Origin of the sequence: Clostridium sp., assembly GCF_029258205.1 — a bacterium.
Classification (GTDB): Bacteria; Bacillota; Clostridia; order Clostridiales; family Clostridiaceae; genus Sarcina.
Window position 1 is genome coordinate 18,826 of the sequence record NZ_JARHZJ010000036.1, and the last position, 21,970, is coordinate 40,795.

Genomic DNA, 21,970 nt, shown 5'->3' on the forward strand with positions numbered 1-21,970 from the left:
TTTAATTTTATAATAAAAAATCTATTTTTATATAATCTAACATTATAAGTTAATACTTATATATCAAACAATAAAAATTAATTAATAATTTTTATTGTTTAATGTTGACTTTTCTTATCAATTAACTTATAATTAAATCATCAAATACATTCCATTCCCTTTTGTTAATCGTGCTGTTTTACTTTGATATATTTAGGAGGAGAATAGTATGAATGATAACAATAATTTAAATCAACAAGTAATTGATAAAATGACTAAAACTTGTATCTGCAAAGCAATCTCAAAAGCAAAGATAAAAGAAGCTATCAAAGATGGTGCACATACAGTAGAAGCAGTAGCTGAAAAAACTGGTGCAACAAAAGGTTGTTGTAGAGGTCGTAGATGCAGAGACAAGATTGAAGAATTAATTGAAGACAATCAATAATTCTTTTAAGCAAAACTTATTTACTGTTTTAATTTTGTATCTCCCTAAAAGAGTACCATTAGGTACTCTTTTTTACTTTTACATAATATTTATTTTATATTAAATCTTACCAAAAGAAAGATGGTATGTATCAAATCTAAGATTATTTTGACACATACCATCTTTCTTTAAATTTCAAATTCATTTAATTGTAAATTTTTAGACCAACTACTATAGTTTCTAGGATATCCTTGATTTGTAAGTGCTCCTACATAAAAAAACTTCTTTAAATCAAAGCAGTTATTTTTAACAACTTTAAATCCTTTTAAAAGATACTGTAATCTACTTTCATATATATTTCTAATATCTTTAGATGTTGGCTTTCCCCAAGCAAATATTATATGAGAACTATTTATTAGACTTTCAAATATTATTAAGTCATTTTTTAAGTATTCTCCATTCAAAATAAATCCATCATTTCCACATAGGAATAACTCGCCTTTAGTATTATAAACCTCTTCTAGAACATCTTTGCTATATTCAATAATAGGAAATAAGAATACAAAACTTATTTCTTTTATTATTCCAAGTTCATCCTCATTATTCATTAAATATTTTATAGCTTTATTTAATTCTTTTTTTAAATCTTCAGCATTATGTGATTTTGGAGCTCTAGTAATAACTAATATATCACTTTCTCCTTCTTCATTAATGGTAAAAGTAACATTAAATTCTCTTCCACTTTCATAATCTAATAAAATATTTATATTATTTTGATTCTTACAATACTTTTGCATAAGCGCTCCCCTTTTTACCAACTCTCGTTCCTCATACTTAATATATTAGTATTAAGTATATTCTAAATTTAGTTTAGTATATAATCGAATCTTTAGAAATTCTACAAATTTATATAAACTTTATTTATTCTTTTTGTTTTCCTCTATTTGTGCTGCTAACTCATTAAGATATTCCCATCTCTCATATTTAAAGGATAATTCTTCTTCAACTTTTGCCTTTTCTTCCATTAACTCTTGGAGTCTACCATACTCTGATGCATGTTTTGTCATTAAAGAATCTAATTCTTCTATTTTTTCTTCAAGAGTCATTATTTCTTCATCTATAGTTTCAAATTCTCTTTGCTCTTTAAATGAGAATTTTAATACTTTACCCTTATTTTTATTTTTATCCACAGATGAATCTTTTTTATTTTTATCCACAGCTACTTCTTTTTCTTTATTTTTAACATTCTCTTCTTCTTTGCTTAGAAGATAATCCCCATAGTTTCCAGTATAAATATCTATTTCCCCATTTCCTTCATAAGAAAATATCTTATTACAAATTCTGTCTAGGAAATATCTATCATGTGATACAGTTATGACAACTCCACCAAAATCGTCTAAATAATCTTCTAATCTATTTAAAGTTTCAATATCTAAATCATTTGTAGGCTCATCTAATAAAAGCACATTAGGAGCTTCCATTAAAATTCTTAAAAGATGAAGCCTTCTTCTTTCTCCTCCAGATAACATACCTATCATTGTCCATTGAAGTGTTCCATCAAATAAAAACTTTTCACACATTTGTGATGCAGTTATTCTTTCACCTGTAGCAGTTTGCAAATACTCTCCTGCCTCTTTTATGTAATCTATAGCTCTCATCTCTGGATGCATATGTGTATCTTCTTGTGAGAAACAAGCTATTTTTACAGTCTCACCTTTTATTATTTCTCCACTATCTGGTATTATCTTTCCTTCAATCATTCCCATAAGTGTTGATTTACCAATTCCATTAGGTCCTACAATACCTATCCTGTCACTTCTTAGTACTATATAGTTAAAATCATCAACAATCTTTTTATCACCAAAACTTTTGTTTAGATGTTCTATCTCTATTATTTTCTTTCCTAGTCTTGTTCCCATAACAGAGATTTCTATATTTTCATTTTCAATAAATCCTTCTTGATTTACTAATTCATCAAACCTTTGAAGTCTAGCTTTTTGCTTAGTAGTTCTAGCTTTTGCACCTCTTCTTACCCAAGCTAGTTCTTTTCTCATAAGATTTTGTCTTTTTTCTTCGTTAGCTTTTTCTACGGCTATTCTCTCAATCTTCTTTTCTAAGAAAACAGAATAGTTTCCATCATAGCTAAATAATCTACCTCTATCTAATTCTAATATTCTGTTTGTTACTCTATCTAGGAAGTATCTATCATGAGTAATCATTAAAAGAGCGCCTTTTCTACTATTTAAATATTCTTCTAACCAACTTATAGTTTCATTATCTAAATGGTTAGTAGGCTCATCTAATATTAATAATTCACAAGGAGTTATTAATGCAGCTGCTAGCATTATTCTCTTCTTTTGTCCTCCAGAAAGATTTCCTACTTTTTCTTCAAAATTAGTTATTCCAAGCTTAGTTAAAACATTCTTTGCTTCACTTTCCATATCCCAAAGGTTTAAAGCATCTATTTTTCCTTGAATATTTATTAACCTTTCAGAACCATCTTCTTTAACTTCTCCCTTATCTATTTTTTCAAGTAACTCTTCGTATTCTCTTAATATTCTCATTTCCTCTGAGTTACCCTTAAAAACTTGCTCTAAAACAGTAGCATTATCATCATAATTGGGTGTTTGAGCAAGATACTCTACTCTTACTCTATTTCCCTTAGTTACAGTTCCTTCATCTGGTTCTTCAACTCCAGCAACTATTTTTAAGAAAGAAGATTTTCCTGTTCCATTAACTCCTATAAGCCCAATCTTCTCTCCTTCATTTATTCCTAAAGATACATTATTAGCTAAAATTTTTTCTGAATAGCTCTTACTTATATTTTCAAGAGTTATTAAATTCATCGATTATCCATCCTTTTCAAAATAAATCTTATTTTCATTATAATATAAACTCAAGTTTCTTCCAAAACTAAAATAAGAGTTGCATAAAATAATTTAACTTAATTATTATGCAACTCTCTATTAAAAATTTCTATATGCTATTTATATTTTTCATTCTTTTAGCTAACATTTTTATTGGCATTATTGTTATTACTATAGCTGTTAATAAACTCTCAACTCCTGCACTACTTACATTATAAATTATTGAATAAATCCATAAATTCATTCCTGGAGGAGCAAATTGACCAAAGAAAATTACTCCTGATATTATACTTACAAAAGTACTTAATCCTCCAGCCATAAGTGAACCAAGGAATATCTTATATTTCTTATCTATTCCAAATGATCCAGCTAGCCCTAAAGCCATATTTGATAGCATATAATCAAGCATAAATTGTACTGGATGTACTATAAAAGCTCCATTTAATATTTTTAAAAACCCAAATATCAATCCTCCTGTAACTCCAACAGTTCTTCCATATACTAATGATAAAAGCATTATTGGAAGCATAGAAAATAAAGTTATTTCACCACCTTGAGGATATCTAACTATAGGTATAATATAAAGCATATAAGAAATAGCTACACTTAGTCCAATCATTACAATTTCTCTTGTTGTAATTTTATGCTTTCTTAAATCTAATATATATAATCCTAATATTAAAATTCCAATTAAAGCTACTGAATAAACACCCATTATTTTTCACCTTCATCATATGCCATGTTCCAAAAATCAAGTTCATACAAACTAGCTCTTTTAAATATCTCTATTAATCTTCTTTGTTTTTCTTCAGATAAGTTTGAACATTTTTTATCTACGTAAGCTAACCACTCATCTGTAAATTTTAAAAACTCATCACAAGCATACTCATCAATCCAAGCTTTAAAGAAATTCCCCTGTAATTTATTAGAATATTTTTTGGAAATATATTTTCCTATGTAGCTATAACTCCATGTACATGGTAAAGTTGCAATAGCAATCTCATCTAAATCTCCTGTTAATGCTATTGCTTGCATATAGCTTGTATAACTTATAGTAGTACTCTTATATTCTCTTTTCTCTGCTTCTAATTCTGATATACCAAATCCTTTTAAATATTCTATATGTACTGCTGTTTCATCCTCCATAGTGCCCTTTGTTGAATTATAAAAGAATTTCATTTCTTCCATAGTTTTAGCTTTAACTACTCCAGCACAAAAAACTTTAGCATACTCTTTTAAATAAAGGTAATCTTGAACTAAATATTCTCTAAATTTATTCTTATCAAGAGTTCCTTCTCCAATTTCTTTTATAAATGGGTGCTCTAAATACTTCTCCCATATAGGCATTGCTTCTTTTAATAATTTTTCTGTAAATCTCATATTCTATATCTCCTTTAATCTTATGATTAAACCAAATAGCCCAAATAAGAATCGCCTCAAAGTTTTATAAAACTCTAACTAAAAACTTAATACAATATTTTAGTTTATAATCATAGTTTTTATAATATGTCTAATAAAAAATAAAAGCTACATCCATGTAGGATGTAGCTTAATTTATAAAAGATTATAATACTCTAAACATATAAAATACTATTATAAACTTTCTACTGGCTTTCCTACGCTGGCATTATCCAGATCAGGTTTAAGGGTTAATAACAAAATGTTATCTCTCAGCTAAAAGCACCCCTAGCTATAAAGTCTATAATTATTATATATATTTTCCCTAAAAAATTCTAGGTATTTTATAATTATAAATTTATATTTTAAATTCTCATGTAAAAATTATTCCAATAATCTCTACTTTGCATCATCATCTTTCTAAATTCTTCGTCATTACCATACTCATCATACCATTTTTCTAAAATTTCATAGGCAACACCATGATATAATAAGCTTCCTATAACAAAGGGCTTAGCTGGTACATCATTTAGTGACATTATTGTTACGCCTGTGCCTATAGTTCCATATATAATAGCTCTCTCTTTAGTAACAAAAGATTTCGCCTTATTTTTAAAATCAGTATCTCTTATGTATTTCTTTAATCTTTTAGGTATAGGAATGACTATAGCTTTTATCATTTTTTTCAATCCTTAAAATTACTCTTATTAGAAATATATATTAAATATTATATTATTATTCTAAAGTACCAATTTATTTTTCTTAAATGCATTTTAAATATATTGGAAAGCCTAGAATATGTTATAATTTTATAAGAATTATTTTGGAAGGAGCTATTTAAATGGCGAGTAAGTTTTATTTACACAAAGGTAAAAATAAAAAAGCTGAACAAGGTAGACCTTGGATATATATTGATGAAATAAACGAATATGATGGAGATTATGAAAACGGAGATATAGTTGAGGTTTACAATCACAAAGGTTATTTCCTAGGAAAAGGATATATAAATGACAGAAGTAAGATAACTATAAGAATAATGACTAAAAATATAGATGAAGAAATAGATGAGGATTTCTTCAAGAGAAGATTTAAGACTGCATGGGAATATAGAAAGAAGATTATAGATACATCTTCATGCAGATTCATCTTTGGAGAGGCCGATTTCCTTCCTGGTCTAACAGTTGATAAATTTGAAGATTATTATGTAATTCAAATATCAACTCTTGGAATGGATAAATATAGAGACCTAATCGTTAAAATTCTAGTTGAAGAATATGGCGCTAAAGGTGTCTATGAAAGAAGCGATATAAAAACTAGGGAAATAGAAGGTCTAGAGCAAAGAAAAGGATTCTTAACTGAACCCTTTGATACAGATATACAAATAGTTGAAAACGGAGTTAAATACATAGTTGATTTAGAAAATGGTCAAAAAACTGGCTTCTTCTTAGATCAAAAAGAAAATAGAGCTGCAATGCATAGAATATGCAAAGATATGGATGTTTTAGATTGCTTTACTCATACTGGCTCTTTTGCTTTAAATGCAGGTATAGCAGGAGCTAAATCAGTTTTAGGAATAGATGTATCTCAACATGCAGTAGACTGTGCTACTAGAAATGCTGAACTTAACAACCTTCAAGATAGAGTTAAATTTGAAAAGCATAACGCCTTTGATGTATTAGGAGATTGGTCAAGAGAAGGAAAACAATTTGATGTTGTTATTTTAGATCCACCAGCTTTCACAAAATCAAGAAATACTGTTAAGCAAGCAATAAGAGGATATAAAGAAATAAACCTTAGAGGAATTAAAATGGTTAAAGAAGGTGGTTACTTCGCTACATGTTCTTGTTCACATTATATGGACGAAGAGCAATTAAAGAAAACTGTAGCTGAGGCTGCTCATGACGCTAGAAGAACTTTAAGACAAGTAGAAGTTAGAACTCAAAGTGCAGATCACCCTATACTTTGGAACTCTGATGAATCATATTATTTAAAATTCTTTATATTCCAAGTATTCTAAAAAAAATTTTTAAGTTTATGTATATTAAAAATTAAATTGGTTAATATAATAGTGTAGCAAGAAAAGATATAATTTTAATATCTTAAATTATAGATAAAGAGGTGTCTTACAAAATAGGCATACACTCTAAAATTTGTATTTAAGTATTAATAAATAAATTAAATATTAAATATATTATTACTATGAGGTGCTTTACAAAAATGGCATACACTCATTAAATAGTCATAATAAATTTAAATATTTAAAAATATCTATTTTAAGCTACTCAATAGTTAGGACTGTTTATTCTATCCTAATTAATGTACATATAATATTAGATGTATTAAAAGAGAAAGGTATCTGAAAACTCAGATACCTTTCTTACTTTATTTATGAAACTGTTTTTGCAGAAACTATACTAACGCCTGTTCCTAAAACATCTTCTATAATTACATCTCCAACCTTAATTGGAAGTTTAACAGAAGCCTTGTTAATTTCTTTCATTACATCAAATATCATTCCCTTTGGAATAGGTTCCTCTGTTTTAACTGGTATAACCATATTATCACAACCATCTATTTTAACAGTTGAAGTTACTATTCTAGTTGGATTTTTAACCTCGTTTAATCCATAAATTTCTCCTCTTTTACATGTGTTTCCTGTAACCTTTTCTAACTCTGTATCTACTGTTAAATGACATCCTCTAGGACATACTATACATATTAATTCTTTTATCATTATTATTCACCATCCTCTAATGAAATTGTTATTGCTCCTTTAGCATTTTTAAGCTTATCTTTAAGTATTGTAATTCTCTCCATTTCTGCAGGAACAACATGAGATTTCTTAAAGCTTTGAATAACATTTCCTTCTTCATCTCTAACTACTATTTTTTTATTTTCAAATACATTTCTAACTCTCATAAATACATTTAAATTTCCATCTAAAGATTCAATTTCAAATTTTTGAGGAACTGTATAACTTATATTTTCTCCATTTTTTATTTCAGTGAAATTATTTAATCTCTTTTTACCTTTAATATATTTAGCAGCATTTCTTCCTGCATTCTTAGCTTCCTCAGTTACAAAGTCAACTAAGTCATGAACATGGACAACATTACCACAGGCAAATATACCTTCTCTATTTGTTTCCATACTTTCAGAAACTACAAGTCCATTAGTTCTAAAGTCTAATTCAACTCCTGCATTTTTTGAAAGCTCATTTTCTGGTATTAATCCAACTGATAATAATAGTGTATCAGCATCAAATTCTATCTCAGTACCTTTTATAGGTTGTCTATTTTCATCAACCTTAGCTATAATAACCTTTTCTAATCTTCCATCACCTTTAACGTCAATAACTGTATGAGATAAGTATAGTGGAATTCCATAATCCTCTAAACATTGAACAATATTTCTAGTTAATCCATTTGAATAAGGCATAAGTTCAACAACAGCCTCTACCTTAGCTCCTTCAAGAGTCATTCTCCTAGCCATTATAAGACCAATATCCCCAGATCCTAAGATAACTACTTTTTTACCTACCATATAACCTTCCATATTAATAAATCTTTGAGCAGCTCCAGCTGTAAATATTCCTGATGGTCTATCTCCTGGAATACTTATAGCTCCTCTTGTTCTTTCACGACATCCCATGGCAAGTACTATAGCTTCAGCTTCTATTGTTAAATATCCTTTTTCAGTATTTATAGCATGTATTGTTTTTCCTTCTATTTCTAAAACCATTGTATCTAACATAACTTCTATGTTAGTTCCTTCTACCATATCAATAAATCTTCCAGCATATTCAGGTCCTGTAAGTTCTTCTTTAAAGGTATGAAGACCAAATCCGTTATGAATACATTGATTTAATATTCCACCTAGTTCTTTATCTCTTTCTATAATTAATATTTTTTCTACTCCGTTTTCATGAGCTTCATAAGCTGCTGCTAATCCTGCTGGGCCTCCACCTACAACTACTAAATCATATTTCATAACTAAATCCTCCTACTTTGTTTTTCCACTTATTATGTATGAACCATTTTTATCTAAAAGCACTTCTTCTATATTCATTCCAGTTTCACGAGATATTATTTCTTGAACTCTAGGTCCACAGAAACCACCTTGACATCTTCCACAACCTGGACGACATCTTCTCTTAACTCCATCAATAGTTCTAGCTCCTAAAGTTCTATTTATACTATCAACAATCTCTCCCTCAGTTATATTTTCACATCTACAAATTATTCTTCCATATCTACTATCTTTTTTAATTAAATTTGCCTTTTCTTCAGGAGAAAGTTCTATAAAGTGTACTTGTTCTCTTTTTTCATTGAAATTATCTTTTTTCTCTAAAGCTAATCCACTTTCACCAAGCATTTTAACTACATCTACTGCAATAGCTGGTGCTGAACTTAAACCTGGTGATTTTATTCCTGCTACATCAAAGAATCCTTTTACATCTTTAGCTTCTCCGATTATGAAATCAGGCTTATCAGCTATAGCACGAAGTCCTGAAAAATTTCTAATATTTTCTCTAAAATTAACTTTGTCAGTTGTTTTTAAAGAAACTTCTCTAACCTTAGCTAATCCATCATACTCTGTAGAAACTGAATCTTTATCACAAGTATCAATAGCATCTGGGCCAACTAATAAGTTCCCATGAACTGTTGGAGTAACTAAAACCCCTTTTCCAAGTTTAGTTGGACATTGGAATATTGTCTTTTCAAATAATATTCCTTGACTCTTATCTAAAACATAATATTCACCTTTTCTAGGAATTATCTTAAATTCTTCCTTACAAACCATATTGTGAATTTCATCTGCATAAATACCTGCTGCATTTACTATGAATCTAGCCTCTACTATGTCTCCATCTTCAAGTTTTATTTTGAAATTTTCATCTTTTTCAATACCAACAACTTTAGAATTTAGTCTTAATTCTCCTCCATTGTCGATAGCATTTTCTGAAAGAGCTATAGTAAATTCATATGCTCCAACAATTCCTCCTGTTGGGCAGAACAAAGCACTCTTTACATCTTTATTTAAGTTTGGTTCCATTTCTAAAACTTCTTCTTTTGATAAAAGTCTTAAACCTTCTACTCCATTTTTAATTCCTCTATTATATAAAACCTCTAATTCTTTTTGGTCATCTTCATCAAAACCTATAATTAATGATCCATTTCTCTTAAAAGGAACTGATAAGTCTTTACAAAGCTCATCAAACATCTTGTTTCCTTCAACATTATATTTTGCCATTAATGTTCCTGGTTCTGGATCATATCCTGAATGGACAATTGCTGAATTTGCTTTAGATGCTCCCATAGCAACGTCATTTTCTTTTTCTAATTCTACAACTTTTAAATTATATTTTGTTAATTCTCTAAATATTGCTCCACCTATTACTCCAGATCCTATAATTGCTACATCATAAATCATTAAATATCGCTCCTTTTTTAAAAATAAAAAAGAACCAAACTCAAAAAAGACATAAAGATATCCTTTTTGTGTTTAGCTCTATTCTCTCTTATACACAAAATTAAAATTATTTATTAGCTTTTATCTAATTATATCACATTTCTGTAAATGTTTCCAGACTTTTTTTAATTTTCAACTTCCCAATCCATTGATCTTTGAACAGCCTTTTTCCACTTCTTATAATATTTATTTCTTCTTTCCTCAGAAATAGTTGGCTCAAATTCTTCACTTGCAAACCATAACTTAGCTATTTCTTCTTTATCATTCCAGTAACCAACTGCTAGCCCTGCAAGATAAGCAGCCCCTAAAGCTGTTGTTTCTGTAATTATAGGTTTAATTACCTTTTTACCAACTAAATCAGATTGGAATTGCATTAAGAAGTTATTTCTACTAGCTCCTCCATCTACTTTTATACAATTTATATCATATCCAACATCATTTATCATAGCTTCAAGGACATCTCTTGTTTGATATGCAATTGATTCAAGAGCTGCTCTTATTATATGGTTTCTATTAGTTCCACGTGTTAATCCTACTATTGTTCCACGAGCATACATATCCCAATAAGGAGCTCCTAATCCAACGAAGGCAGGAACAACATATACTCCACCATTATCTTCTACCTTTTTAGCAAAATATTCAGTATCACTAGAATCACTTATGATTCTTAATTCATCTCTAAGCCATTGAATAACAGCCCCTCCAACAAATACTGATCCTTCTAAAGCATATTGAACTTTTCCGTTTAATCCAATAGCTATTGTTGTTAAAAGTCCTGACTTACTTTGAACAAGTTCTTCTCCTGTATTCATTAATAAGAAGCATCCTGTTCCATAAGTATTTTTTACATCCCCTTTATTAAAAGCAGCTTGTCCAAACAAAGCAGCTTGTTGATCCCCAGCTATACCAGCTATAGGAACCCTTATTCCACCTTTTGCTCCAAGGTTTGCATATCCATAAATTTCAGATGAATTTTTTACCTCTGGTAGCATACTTCTAGGAATACCTAATTCCTTTAACATTTTCTCATCCCAATCAAGGCTCTTTATGTTAAATATCATAGTTCTAGATGCATTAGTATAATCAGTTACATGTATCTTCCCATTTGTAAGCTTCCAAACAAGCCAAGTATCTACAGTACCAAATAAAAGTTCACCTTTTTCAGCTTTTTCTCTTGCACCTTCAACATTATCTAATATCCATTTTATTTTTGTTCCTGAAAAATACGCATCAAGCACAAGTCCTGTATTTTCCCTAATATATTCTACAAGTCCATCTTTTTCTTTTAACTCATCACATATATCAGCAGTTCTTCTACATTGCCAAACAATAGCATTGTATATTGGAACTCCTGTATTTTTATCCCAAACTATAGTAGTTTCTCTCTGATTAGTTATTCCAATGGCTGCTATATTTTCTTGAGTTATATTACACTTAGCCATAACCTCTTGAAGTACACTATATTGAGTTGCCCATATTTCCATTGGATCGTGTTCAACCCATCCTTCTTTAGGATAAATTTGATTGAATTCCTTTTGGCTTACTCCAATAATGTTTTGTTCTTTATCAAAAATTATTGCTCTAGAACTTGTTGTTCCTTGATCTAATGCTACTATATATTTTTTCATAAAAACTCACCTCTTAATTTTATATCTTCCAAATATCCTCTCTTGTTGTAGATATACATGTTGCTCCTGATTTCAAAGCTTCCATAACATCTTCTTTATCTGAAATTAAGCCACCTACTATTAATGGTTTTTGTATCGTTGTTGATAACTGTTTAATAATCTTAAATAATAACCCTGGTAACATTTCTACTGCATCACATTCATCAACTAAGTGATTTTTTGTACTTTGAAAAGAAAGACTATCTAAAATGAAAACTCTCTGAATAGCTACTAACCCTATTTTTTTTGCACTTTTTACTATTTGAGCCTTAGTACTTATTATTCCATCAAACTTAGTTTTCTCTTTCAAATATTCTAAAACTATTTCTCTATTTGTAAGTCCATCAACTAAATCTATGTGTAATATTCCAACCTTATTTTTTTCTGATATTTTATTTGAAATTTCTATAATATCCATAATATTACCGAATAAAACAAAAATTACATCTACATCTGCTTCTAATGCCTTATCTAATTGATTCATATCCTTTACAGCTGCCACAATAGGGTTGTCCTCAAGTATTCTTCTAAAATTAATCATTATAAATAGCCTCCTTAAAATTGTCCAAAAATTAATATCTAATTAAAATATACTTGTATATACGATTGCTCCTGCTATAGCTCCAAGTATTGGTCCTACAATTGGAATCCAAGCATAAGCCCAATCTGAGCCTCCTTTATTTTTCATAGGAAGCAAGAAATGTGCAAGTCTAGGTGAAAAATCTCTAGCTGGATTGATTGCATATCCAGTTGGTCCTCCTAAAGATACTCCTATAACTAAAATTAATAATCCAACAGCTATAGGCATAATTCCTTCTGCCATTTTCGCATCACCAAGTCCTAGAATTCCAAACATTAAAACGAAAGTACCTATAAATTCAGCAAAAAAATTCCATTTAAAATTTCTAATAGCTGGTATAGTACAAAATGTACCAAGCTTTGCATCATGATCTTCAGTAGATTCAAAATGAGTATAATAAGTTAAATAAACAAGTACAGCTCCTATAAAAGCTCCTATAAATTGTGCTATACAGAAGATTATAACTTGATTCCATGTCAATCCTCCAGTTATACCTAATGCAATAGTTACTGCTGGATTAAATACAGCTCCACTCACCCTAGAAAATATATAGACAGGAATTGCAACTGCTATTGCCCATCCTACAGTGACTACAATAAGATCTGCTCCATTTCCCTTCGTTTTCTTAAGAACTATATTTGCAACTACTCCATCCCCTAATAATATCAAAAGTGCAGTTCCAAAAAGTTCAGCCAAGAATTGATTTACCATGACTCTCCACCACCTAGTAATTAATATATTTAATTTTAAAAAAGCTTAAAATAAAAAAGAGCTAAACAAAAAAAATCAAATTTTTCTCGTGTTTAACTCTAAATACTCCTACACAAGTTGAACATATACGTATATATTTTTTGTTGTTTTTTACAATATTTATTTTAACACCTCTTGAAACTGTTTTCAATAAATTAAAAATTTAACAATCTTTCCATAAAATAAAAAAAGAGGATGTTAACTTTAATCCCCTCTTTTTTGCATTATTTATCAAATAATAATTGTTCTATTTGTGATTCTAAATTTTGTATCGCTATTGGATCTGCACAATTACCATCTAAAATATTTTGATAGTTATCTATTAATTGTTCTATATCTTCTATAGATTGATTTATATTTTTATCACTTTTTGGAGTGATTTTTTTAATTTCTTTTAAATTTTCTAAAGCTTTTGTCTTACAATCATTCCACTGATTAATTTCTTTATTTTGGAATACCTCTTCAAATTCCTCTTTAACCTGAAGATAAACTTCTGATACATTATTAGTTAAACGATCATTATTTATAACTTTAAGTTTATTATGTGTAGTTGAAACAGCCTTATTCCCATAAGTACTTTTATCAGATGAATTATTAGAACTTCCGCATCCAACTAATTGTAATCCCATTATGGAAGAAATAAGAACTACTAATAACTTTTTCTTCATTAAAAACATCCCCTTATAAAATATCTAATTATATACACATAATATATTTTTAAATACATATTAACAAATTAAATTTTTTAACTATTTACCAACAAATTAAACATAAAGTATTAATATTAAAAGTTTAATAACTTTTTTAATATATTTTATCAAGATATTTCTTTTTGTTTTAAAAACATTACATTAAAAGTAGTTTTTATTTATATTATTTTATTTACTTTTATAAAAATAATTCACAAAACTTATTATCTTGTCACTTTAACTTACTATTGTATAGTCTTTATTTCACCATTTTTAAACTCAAAAACTAAATCTATTAAATTCTTTGTAGAACAATACTTTAAATCTTCTTCTAACCCTAAACTTTTAAGAATATTATAGTGTTTAGCATCTTTTATAAATTCTTCTATTACTCCACTACTTTCATAAACATATTTAGCTATTTTAGCTATATCAGTAAGCTCAGCATCTTTATTTTTGCATAACTCACTTATTATATAACCTGAACACATAAAGTCATCACTTGAAAACTCACCTTTTGTTCCAGAATTAACAAACACTACTTCTTTGTCCTCATTTTCTAAATATTTAGCTACTGCTCGTCCATTTAATACAGAAGCAACTATGACTTTATCCGCTTTATTACATAAATTTAGCGCTCTAGTTCCATTTGTAGTAGACATTATTACATTTTTTCCTTCTACTATTTCACTTTTGTACTCTAATGGAGAATTAGAGAAATCAAATCCATCTATTTTTAGAGCATTTCTCTCTCCTCCAAGTAAAATTTCTTCACCTAAAGATTTTAATTCTTTTGCTTTTTCAAAAGCCTCTTCAACACTTACTACTGGTATAACCTTTTTAGCTCCATTATAAAGTGCTGTTGTAATTACAGATGTAGCCCTTAGCATATCTATAACCACAGCTACCTTTCCTTTAAGTGCTTCACTATCTATATAATCAGCAGAAATTATAATATCAATTTTCATATTTACCTCGCCTTATTTAAAAATTATTCTTCAAAATTCTTTCCTTGATAAATATCATTATCTTCAAGTGCCTTATCAATAGCATTTAAAACTTCCCATTTTTTCAAACTCCACATAGGACCTATAAGAAGTTGTCTAGGAGCATCTCCTGTTAGCCTATGTATAACCATATTTTGAGGTATTATACTTATTGCTTTGCAAATTAAATCGACATACTCTTCTTGAGTTAAGAATTTTAATCTACCTTCTTCATAGTCCTTAACCATTCTTGTTCCTTCCATTAGATGAAGTAAGTGTAGTTTTATTCCTTGTGCTCCACATCTAGAAACATAATCAACGGTTTCTAACATTTGCTCTTTACTTTCTCCAGGAAGTCCTAATATACAGTGAACTACAGTATCTATTCCTCTACTTTTTAATCCTTCCATAGCCTTATCAAATACTTCTAAGTCATATCCTCTATTAAAACTTCTAGCAGTATCTTCATGAATTGTTTGAAGTCCTAATTCAATCCAAGTATATACCTTTTTGTTCATTTCCTCTAATAAATCTAAAACTTCTTCATTTATACAATCTGGTCTTGTACCTATAGCAAGAGCAACTACTCCTTCTTTATTAATTGCTTCCTCATATTTTCTTCTTAGTTCTTCAACTGGAGCATATGTATTAGTATACGCTTGAAAATAAGCTATATATTTTCCTTTTTTCCATTTCTTATTCATCATCTCTTTAACATTATCAAACTGATTCCCAATACTTAAATTTCTTCGTCCAGCATAGTCTCCTGACCCTTGTGAACTACAAAAAGTACATCCTCCCTTAGCAACCTTTCCGTCTCTATTAGGACATGTAAATCCACCATCTAAACTTATTTTAAATACTTTTTCTCCAAATTTTTCTCTTAAAAACATATTTAAATTATTATATCTCTTATCTCCCCATGTTTTTCTTTTTTCCATTTATATCACCTTTTCATTAAAATCAAAATTTACTTAAAATAAAAAAGTTAATCATAAATTTAAAAGTTATGATTAACTTATTTTATATTATACTATAGTTTTTCAAGTTTAAAATCTTTTAAAGATATTTTATATCTTCCAATTAAGCCACTTTTAGTATTATTTGATTTTATTATTGGAGTAACATTCATAATTATATTATTATCCTGTATTTTTTCATAAATAAGATTATATTCCTCTTCTGCAAATATATCATCTAATTCTAAGGAAACTATACTTCCATTACTTTGATAGACCTTAAATCTTGTGCCATTACCTTTAATATAATTTACAACAACATATCCATCATCATCTGAAAAATTTAAGCTAGAAATTTTACATCCACTTAATACATCTAATGAAGTTATTTTTTTTCCTAAAGTTTTATCTTCCTTCTTTTCATCTTCTTTTCCGCCTTCATCTTCCCCTTCTTTAGTAGCTGTCTCTTGTGCATCCTCAACATCAACTACTCCTATATAAGAATCTTCACCCTTATATGTTGAAATTGCTACTTTATCTCCTGAAAATGAAATTTCTACAGCTGAAAAATTATCCTTAGGCACATAAACCTTAGCTATATCTATAGCATTAACCTTTGGATAAATTTTATCAGGTATGCTTTTTAAATCTATTAATGTATTAATTTCAACATCATCATCTTTTCTAATCTTTAATTTTTCATTATCTAAAAAAATACTATAAAGTTGAGTTGATTTAAGTTCTGATACCTTATATTCTCCCTCTTCAGTTTTTCTAACCTCTAAATAATATTGCTCTAAATCGGCCTTAGGCTCTCCTTTTTTAGTTCTAGTAACATAGAATCTAAACATAGATCTATTTCCCAATTGAGCTGCTCCAACCTGCTTTATCCCTGTTATTTCAAGCTCTTTACTTGGGATAATTATTATATTCTTATCAACTTCTTTATCAGATAACCTTTTAATTTTTTCCAAATCATTACTCTTAAGAGCCTCCATATATTCTTCTGCTACTGATATTGATATCTTATTATTAAAATATATGCTCTCAATACTTTCCTTTAGCTCCTTATTATCATCGACCGTATTACTTATTCTATTACAGCCTATGAAAAGAAATAACGATCCAATAATCAAGGATGCCATAATCTTTTTAATCATTTATAATCATTCCTTCCTTAGAATAAGTCCTATTTTAGGTTTTCCAAATAGCTTAAAAGTATTAATAAAATAATAAATATCCTAAACTTAATTTTTACTTTTTTATTTTAAGAATAAACTCCCTTTACAACTTATATATTTAGTTAGGGAGGTGATTTAATGAAAAGTATTATAAAAGTTTTTCAAGTAGCTTTTGTTTTTATAGGAACTATAGTAGGAGCTGGACTTGCCTCTGGAAAGGAAATAACAAATTTCTTTACAGTGTATGGATATAAAAGCTTTTTTACTATTATAATGACTGGCTTATTTTATATTATTCTCTGCAACATAATTTCAAGAATAAGTATTAAACATAGCTTAAATTCCTATAGCGAAGTCATAAATACGGTTAGTCCTAATATTTTAGGAAAACTCACTGGAATCATAACAACTTTTTATCTAATATCTAGTGCGTCAATAATACTTGCAGGTAGTGGAGCTTTATTGAATCAATATTTTGGAATTCCTAAAATTATAGGTTCAATATTTATGGCTATTATTTCTTCACTAATTCTTATGAGAGAAACTAACGGTTTAGTGGAAATAAATTCCATTATAGTTCCATCTTTAATAATAGTAACAACTACACTTATGATTCTTTATGTTGCATTTGCTAATGATCCAATTACTATAAATTCCCTTGTTTATTCTACTCCAAAACTTTCTAAGGGAGTTTTTACTTCTGGGATACTTTATTGCGGCTACAATATTCTTTGTTGCTGTGGGGTTATTGTTCCTTTAAGTAATGAAATGAAGAGTAAAAAAATAATGACATGGGGTATTTTATTAGGTTCCGTTCTTCTAACAATAATATGTATTTTTATAAATTCAATGCTTATGGTTAATCAGCCACAAATATTCCAATACGAAATTCCTCTACTTTATATAGCTGATAGATTTGGAAAACCTATTCAAATAATGCTCTTAATAATAATATTAGCTGAAATGTTTTCTACAGAGGTTTCTGACGTATATTCCATAAGTAAAACACTTACAAAAAGCTTTAAAGTAAAATATAAACATGCTATATTTGTAGTTTTAATAGTAGCACTTCCAGTTTCATTAATAGGATTTTCAAACTTAATCTCCACATTATACCCAATGTTTGGAGTTTTAAGCTTAGTATTTATAGTTCAATGTATTTACTTCTACTTTTTTAAATTGAAAAAACAAAGATAGGCATAAAAAGTAAAGAGGGCTGTATCAAAATATAACAACAAAACTAACAAATATATTCAGAGAATTACTAGATCTTCTCTTCATACTGTTTATAAATTTTATAAAAAGCTATTTTGATACACGCCCTTTAATATTTAATAAACTATCTTTGGTATATTTCCACTCCTATCCATTATTGTTGGTGGATAAAACACCTTCTTCTCAACACTTGATCTAAGCTCTGCTATTTTTGTTACTGCAACATAAACATCTGATATTTTATACCATGTTGCGTAATTTACTTCTCCTGTTTGAGGAAGATTAAATACTTTTTGAAAAGTTCTAACAGACTCTCTAGTTTTCTCACCATATTTTCCGTCTACAGCAACCTTAGGTATTAGAGGATAAGCTTTTGAAATAGCATTCAATTGTTCTTGTATAACCCTAACAGGTTCTCCTGAAGCCCCAGAGTTTAGTGTATAACCAGGATATGATTTTGGACTTCCTTTAACTTTTTTAGCAGACTTTAATTCTAAATTATCACCATAAAAAGATGTTAGAATATCATAAGGCACTTTTCCTTCATCACCTAAGTATTTACTTCCCCATTGAGTCATCCAACCTGGACATTGTACATTTATTCCATCACAATATTGAGCTAAGAGAGGTTGTTTAGAATTGAATCTTTTCATATATGTTGCAAATATTTCATCTACAATTCTACTTATGTTATCATAAAAATTTCTTCCATAACTAAAAGCATGATCAAAAGCTGTTGAATTAGTTATATCAAAATTCTTACCTTTTCCTCTATACCATTCAGTATATATTCTATTTAAAGTAAATGATATTATAGCATAAACATTAGCTCGTATAGTATTCTCAGACCATGTTGAAAAAATTTCGCAACATGCAACATTTTTTATATAGTCTTTGTAATTAACCTTATAATTTGCTACTGAATTATCATTTGGTCTACCATTATGAACAACTATATATTCTGGAACTACAGGCTCTAGTAAAACTACTGTTCCCTTTGGTGGTGGGAGTTCCTTTTCCTCTGCTTCAGGTATCTTTGGTGGAAAATTACCAACTAACCTATTAGGCTGTATATCAATAACTTCCTCTTGTCTGTAATATCCTCTAGTTTCAGGTAAATTAATATTTTGAAGAGCTATTCTTGAAGGATAAATTTGTACTCCATTTACTGCTACAGGTGAAAAACCTTCTCTTTCAACAATAACCTCTGCAAAACTATAAGGAGTAGTACCTGGTTGATTAGAATTTTCTACTGGTGGTGCATCTAAATCTATAGTTTTAGTACTTCCAGTTGCATCTGTATATAATTCTAAAGTATTTCCTATAGCTATACCATCTTGCCCTGTTGGTGTTATTTTAACCTTACATTTATCAATAGGTATATATCTCCTTTGTTCACTAAAACATTGAACTTTTAATCCACCTACTGCCATATAATTTCTCCTAATTATAAATTAATACCATATAGTTTATGAAATTCATATCTATTTTGCTAATAGATATTTATACTTAAAATATATTCAAAATTATTTTTTACTGTATCTTACCAGAAAGTCTATTAGTTCTTAAACTATTAAAAACATTGCTAAAAGTATGTCTACATTTCTATACTTAACATCATCACCCTTTGCAAAGAAATAATCTGTGTATTTTTTAAATGTTCTATCTAATTTTACTATTGCAATATAAAATTCTAGAACTACTCCAGTTAAGCTTTTTCCTTGTCACTCCCTTCTATTATAAAATCCATCTTTGTTCCATGCCCTAATTCATCTTTAGATTGGACTATTGTATATGGATATCCACAATTATTATTCAGTTCTATTGATAGATTAATCTCTTCTTGATTATACTCAGTTCCACAAAACATGTCTTTAGGATACTTATTTGTTTTTAATGATTGATCCCATACTTTTAATATTCTAGTTTTCCATTACTATCAGTAAATTCAGGATTTAAATAGTCTATGCCAAATCGCCTCTATATTCAACAAGAAAACTTATACTTTCAGAATCAACTAATAGACGAACCTTTTTAGATAAAAATTCCATAACTATCTCCTATTAATTAATAATTCCATAGTTCTATCCAAACATACAAATCCATATCCTAAATCTGGATTTGGATATGCCTCACCAAATAATCTCCTCTTTGCTCCCTTAATCAAATAATATTTAATTCTTTCTCCGTATAAAAAAGGATCATTATTTTTTATAATGCCCCATTCAAAAAGTAATGCACATATTCCAGCAACTTGTGGTGCAGCCATTGATGTACCATTCTTAGTATCAAATCCTTGCTCCTCAACAGTGGATAATATATTTTCACCTGGTGCAACCAAATCTGGTTTAATTAACCACTCAGGTCTAATAACTCCTCTTCCAGAAAAAACTGATAAATTGTTATTTAAAAAATTATAACTTCCAACTGATATAACTCCTTCTACAGTAGCAGGTATTCCTAATGTATTATAAACATCTGGTTGCAAAAATCTTGTTTTTTCATTTAATCCTTCTGATATAGGTAACCAAATATCAAAATATCCTTCATAATCATTTAATTTTCTAACTATAATTCTCCAAACACCATCTGTTATTACATCTCCTAAAGGTAAAATACTTATTGTAGTTTGTCCTTGTATATCAAAAGGCTTAGGCCCAGTGCTATATACAATTATTTTCTCCCTTCCAACAAATCTTTCTTTGTAAGATTCAGATAATTCAATTGGTCCAGTACTTATTCCAGTTGGTGATATCACTTCAACTGATACATCAACTAATACAGGCTTATAAAAATCTAATTTAATACTTTTTTCTGCATTTCCTATATTCAAATCTAAATCCTCTTCTTTTTTTATCTTACCACCTACATGATGAGCACTATCACCCTCATTCCCAGCAGCTACTACAATAACTGCCTTTTGTAATTGAGTAAGTGTTTGAATATATTTTTCTAATAAACTATTTCCATTATGAGAACCATCATTTGTACTCAAACTTATATTTACAACTAAAGGTTTATCGATTTCATTGCTTTTATCTATTAAAAATTTTAAACCTCTCATAAGCTGAGTACTTAATGCCGCCCTTAAACTATTTTCACCAGTTATCTTTACCATTGCTATGCTACTTTTATAAGCAACTCCATAATTATCATAGCTTATCTTTCCTCCAGCACATGCAATTCCTGCAACATGTGTTCCATGTCCTGATAAATCAACTTCAGGTACAATACTAAACGGATCTTCAGATTTTAAGGCTTCATTTATTTTATTCTTATCATATACAATTCCATTTTCAAGATCATATATATACTCTATTCTAGTATTTCCATCGGCATCTTTAAAAGCATTATGAGTGTAATCAATCCCAGTATCTAAAAATCCAACTAATATCCCCTCTCCAGTTAGATTATAATTATTCCAAACAATTGGAATGCATGATGCTCTATTGCTATCATATGCTGATGTATATAGAATTTTAGGCAATTCTATATATTGTAGGCCCTCAAGCTCAATTATTCTATTTAAATCATTAACCTTTATTATAAGTATTCCAAATCCATATCCTAAATCCTCAACTTTTGCACCTATCTTATCTACTGAATTTTTAAATCTTAAAAAGTTAATTCCATATAAAACAACTAATTCTATTTCTCCATTATTAGGTGAATTTTGCTCTATTAAGCTATTTAATATTTGCTTTGGTATTATATTTATAAAATCTATACCAACTGTAGCCTTATTCTCCATACTCAATACTCCTTATTTACTTATTTATTAAACTATTGAAAATTTCTTGCAT

At 28.7% G+C, this 21,970-nt stretch carries 21 protein-coding genes and 1 riboswitch; of the genes, 3 read left to right on the top strand and 18 right to left on the bottom strand.

All coding sequences use genetic code 11. From position 1 onward, the window contains the following. Nucleotides 1-208 precede the first annotated feature (208 nt). Entirely contained in the window at nucleotides 209-424 is a 216-nt protein-coding gene (locus Q1J60_RS05005; protein ID WP_300259208.1) for a (2Fe-2S)-binding protein, read from the top strand. 167 nt (nucleotides 425-591) lie between these two features. On the opposite strand, the gene Q1J60_RS05010 is transcribed toward Q1J60_RS05005, so the two are convergent. The 5 genes from Q1J60_RS05010 to Q1J60_RS05030 all read right to left on the bottom strand — a co-directional run bounded on the left by Q1J60_RS05010 (nucleotide 592) and on the right by Q1J60_RS05030 (nucleotide 5,348). Continuing rightward, entirely contained in the window at nucleotides 592-1,200 is a 609-nt protein-coding gene (locus Q1J60_RS05010; RefSeq protein WP_300259210.1) for a DUF1643 domain-containing protein, read from the bottom strand. A 120-nt stretch (nucleotides 1,201-1,320) separates the two neighbouring features. Then, the gene (locus Q1J60_RS05015) at nucleotides 1,321-3,249 is read right to left on the bottom strand and encodes an ABC-F family ATP-binding cassette domain-containing protein (RefSeq protein ID WP_300259211.1); all 1,929 of its coding nucleotides are present in this window, start codon (nucleotides 3,247-3,249) and stop codon (nucleotides 1,321-1,323) included. Nucleotides 3,250-3,379: 130 nt separating this feature from the next. Next, nucleotides 3,380-3,985, bottom strand: a complete 606-nt coding sequence (gene thiT / locus Q1J60_RS05020; protein WP_300259213.1) for an energy-coupled thiamine transporter ThiT — start codon at nucleotides 3,983-3,985, stop codon at nucleotides 3,380-3,382. Then, nucleotides 3,985-4,650 (bottom strand): thiaminase II, encoded by a 666-nt coding sequence (gene tenA, locus Q1J60_RS05025; RefSeq protein WP_300259215.1) that lies wholly within the window; start codon nucleotides 4,648-4,650, stop codon nucleotides 3,985-3,987. Before tenA ends, thiT begins: the two co-directional genes overlap by 1 nt. A 216-nt stretch (nucleotides 4,651-4,866) precedes the next feature. Next, a riboswitch (TPP riboswitch) is annotated at nucleotides 4,867-4,968 on the bottom strand. A gap of 65 nt (nucleotides 4,969-5,033) precedes the next feature. Then, nucleotides 5,034-5,348, bottom strand: a complete 315-nt coding sequence (locus Q1J60_RS05030) for a hypothetical protein (RefSeq protein ID WP_300259217.1) — start codon at nucleotides 5,346-5,348, stop codon at nucleotides 5,034-5,036. A 161-nt stretch (nucleotides 5,349-5,509) separates the two neighbouring features. Here Q1J60_RS05030 and Q1J60_RS05035 point away from each other — a divergent pair, with 161 nt between their 5' ends. Then, on the top strand, nucleotides 5,510-6,685 hold the full coding sequence (locus Q1J60_RS05035; protein WP_300259219.1) for a class I SAM-dependent rRNA methyltransferase: 1,176 nt from the start codon (nucleotides 5,510-5,512) through the stop codon (nucleotides 6,683-6,685). A 369-nt stretch (nucleotides 6,686-7,054) separates the two neighbouring features. Here the strand turns inward: Q1J60_RS05035 and Q1J60_RS05040 are convergent, their stop codons facing one another. The 10 genes from Q1J60_RS05040 to Q1J60_RS05085 form a co-directional block, all read right to left on the bottom strand. Beyond that, nucleotides 7,055-7,402, bottom strand: coding sequence for a DUF1667 domain-containing protein (locus Q1J60_RS05040; protein WP_300259221.1), 348 nt, complete (start codon nucleotides 7,400-7,402; stop codon nucleotides 7,055-7,057). Between the two features lie 2 nt (nucleotides 7,403-7,404). Continuing rightward, nucleotides 7,405-8,658, bottom strand: a complete 1,254-nt coding sequence (locus tag Q1J60_RS05045) for an FAD-dependent oxidoreductase (RefSeq protein ID WP_300259223.1) — start codon at nucleotides 8,656-8,658, stop codon at nucleotides 7,405-7,407. A gap of 12 nt (nucleotides 8,659-8,670) precedes the next feature. Beyond that, a complete protein-coding gene (locus Q1J60_RS05050) occupies nucleotides 8,671-10,101 on the bottom strand; it encodes an NAD(P)/FAD-dependent oxidoreductase (protein WP_300259225.1) in 1,431 nt (476 codons plus the stop codon). 164 nt (nucleotides 10,102-10,265) lie between these two features. After that, nucleotides 10,266-11,768: a glycerol kinase GlpK gene (gene glpK / locus Q1J60_RS05055; RefSeq protein ID WP_300259227.1), complete on the bottom strand. Its 1,503-nt coding sequence runs from the start codon at nucleotides 11,766-11,768 to the stop codon at nucleotides 10,266-10,268. Between the two features lie 19 nt (nucleotides 11,769-11,787). Further along, nucleotides 11,788-12,348, bottom strand: coding sequence for a glycerol-3-phosphate responsive antiterminator (locus Q1J60_RS05060; RefSeq protein ID WP_300259229.1), 561 nt, complete (start codon nucleotides 12,346-12,348; stop codon nucleotides 11,788-11,790). A 42-nt stretch (nucleotides 12,349-12,390) separates the two neighbouring features. Further along, complete coding sequence (locus tag Q1J60_RS05065; protein WP_300259231.1) at nucleotides 12,391-13,098, bottom strand: MIP/aquaporin family protein; 708 nt, start codon at nucleotides 13,096-13,098, stop codon at nucleotides 12,391-12,393. Nucleotides 13,099-13,361: 263 nt separating this feature from the next. Further along, on the bottom strand, nucleotides 13,362-13,805 hold the full coding sequence (locus tag Q1J60_RS05070) for a hypothetical protein (RefSeq protein ID WP_300259233.1): 444 nt from the start codon (nucleotides 13,803-13,805) through the stop codon (nucleotides 13,362-13,364). 266 nt (nucleotides 13,806-14,071) lie between these two features. Continuing rightward, nucleotides 14,072-14,794: a 2-phosphosulfolactate phosphatase family protein gene (locus Q1J60_RS05075; RefSeq protein WP_300259235.1), complete on the bottom strand. Its 723-nt coding sequence runs from the start codon at nucleotides 14,792-14,794 to the stop codon at nucleotides 14,072-14,074. A gap of 23 nt (nucleotides 14,795-14,817) precedes the next feature. After that, nucleotides 14,818-15,753, bottom strand: a complete 936-nt coding sequence (gene mnmL / locus Q1J60_RS05080) for a tRNA modification radical SAM protein MnmL/YtqA (protein ID WP_300259237.1) — start codon at nucleotides 15,751-15,753, stop codon at nucleotides 14,818-14,820. Between the two features lie 92 nt (nucleotides 15,754-15,845). Next, nucleotides 15,846-16,931 carry a hypothetical protein gene (locus Q1J60_RS05085; RefSeq protein ID WP_300259238.1) on the bottom strand — a complete coding sequence of 362 codons (1,086 nt, stop codon included), beginning with the start codon at nucleotides 16,929-16,931 and terminating at the stop codon, nucleotides 15,846-15,848. 159 nt (nucleotides 16,932-17,090) lie between these two features. On the opposite strand from Q1J60_RS05085, the gene Q1J60_RS05090 reads away from it, so the two are divergent. After that, nucleotides 17,091-18,149 carry a YkvI family membrane protein gene (locus Q1J60_RS05090; RefSeq protein ID WP_300259240.1) on the top strand — a complete coding sequence of 353 codons (1,059 nt, stop codon included), beginning with the start codon at nucleotides 17,091-17,093 and terminating at the stop codon, nucleotides 18,147-18,149. A 134-nt stretch (nucleotides 18,150-18,283) separates the two neighbouring features. Here the strand turns inward: Q1J60_RS05090 and Q1J60_RS05095 are convergent, their stop codons facing one another. The 3 genes from Q1J60_RS05095 to Q1J60_RS05105 all read right to left on the bottom strand — a co-directional run bounded on the left by Q1J60_RS05095 (nucleotide 18,284) and on the right by Q1J60_RS05105 (nucleotide 21,918). Further along, nucleotides 18,284-19,600, bottom strand: coding sequence for a peptidoglycan-binding domain-containing protein (locus Q1J60_RS05095; protein ID WP_300259242.1), 1,317 nt, complete (start codon nucleotides 19,598-19,600; stop codon nucleotides 18,284-18,286). 275 nt (nucleotides 19,601-19,875) lie between these two features. Then, nucleotides 19,876-20,037, bottom strand: a complete 162-nt coding sequence (locus tag Q1J60_RS05100; RefSeq protein ID WP_300259244.1) for a hypothetical protein — start codon at nucleotides 20,035-20,037, stop codon at nucleotides 19,876-19,878. A gap of 183 nt (nucleotides 20,038-20,220) precedes the next feature. Continuing rightward, a complete protein-coding gene (locus Q1J60_RS05105) occupies nucleotides 20,221-21,918 on the bottom strand; it encodes a S8 family peptidase (protein ID WP_300259245.1) in 1,698 nt (565 codons plus the stop codon). Between the last annotated feature and the right edge of the window lie 52 nt (nucleotides 21,919-21,970).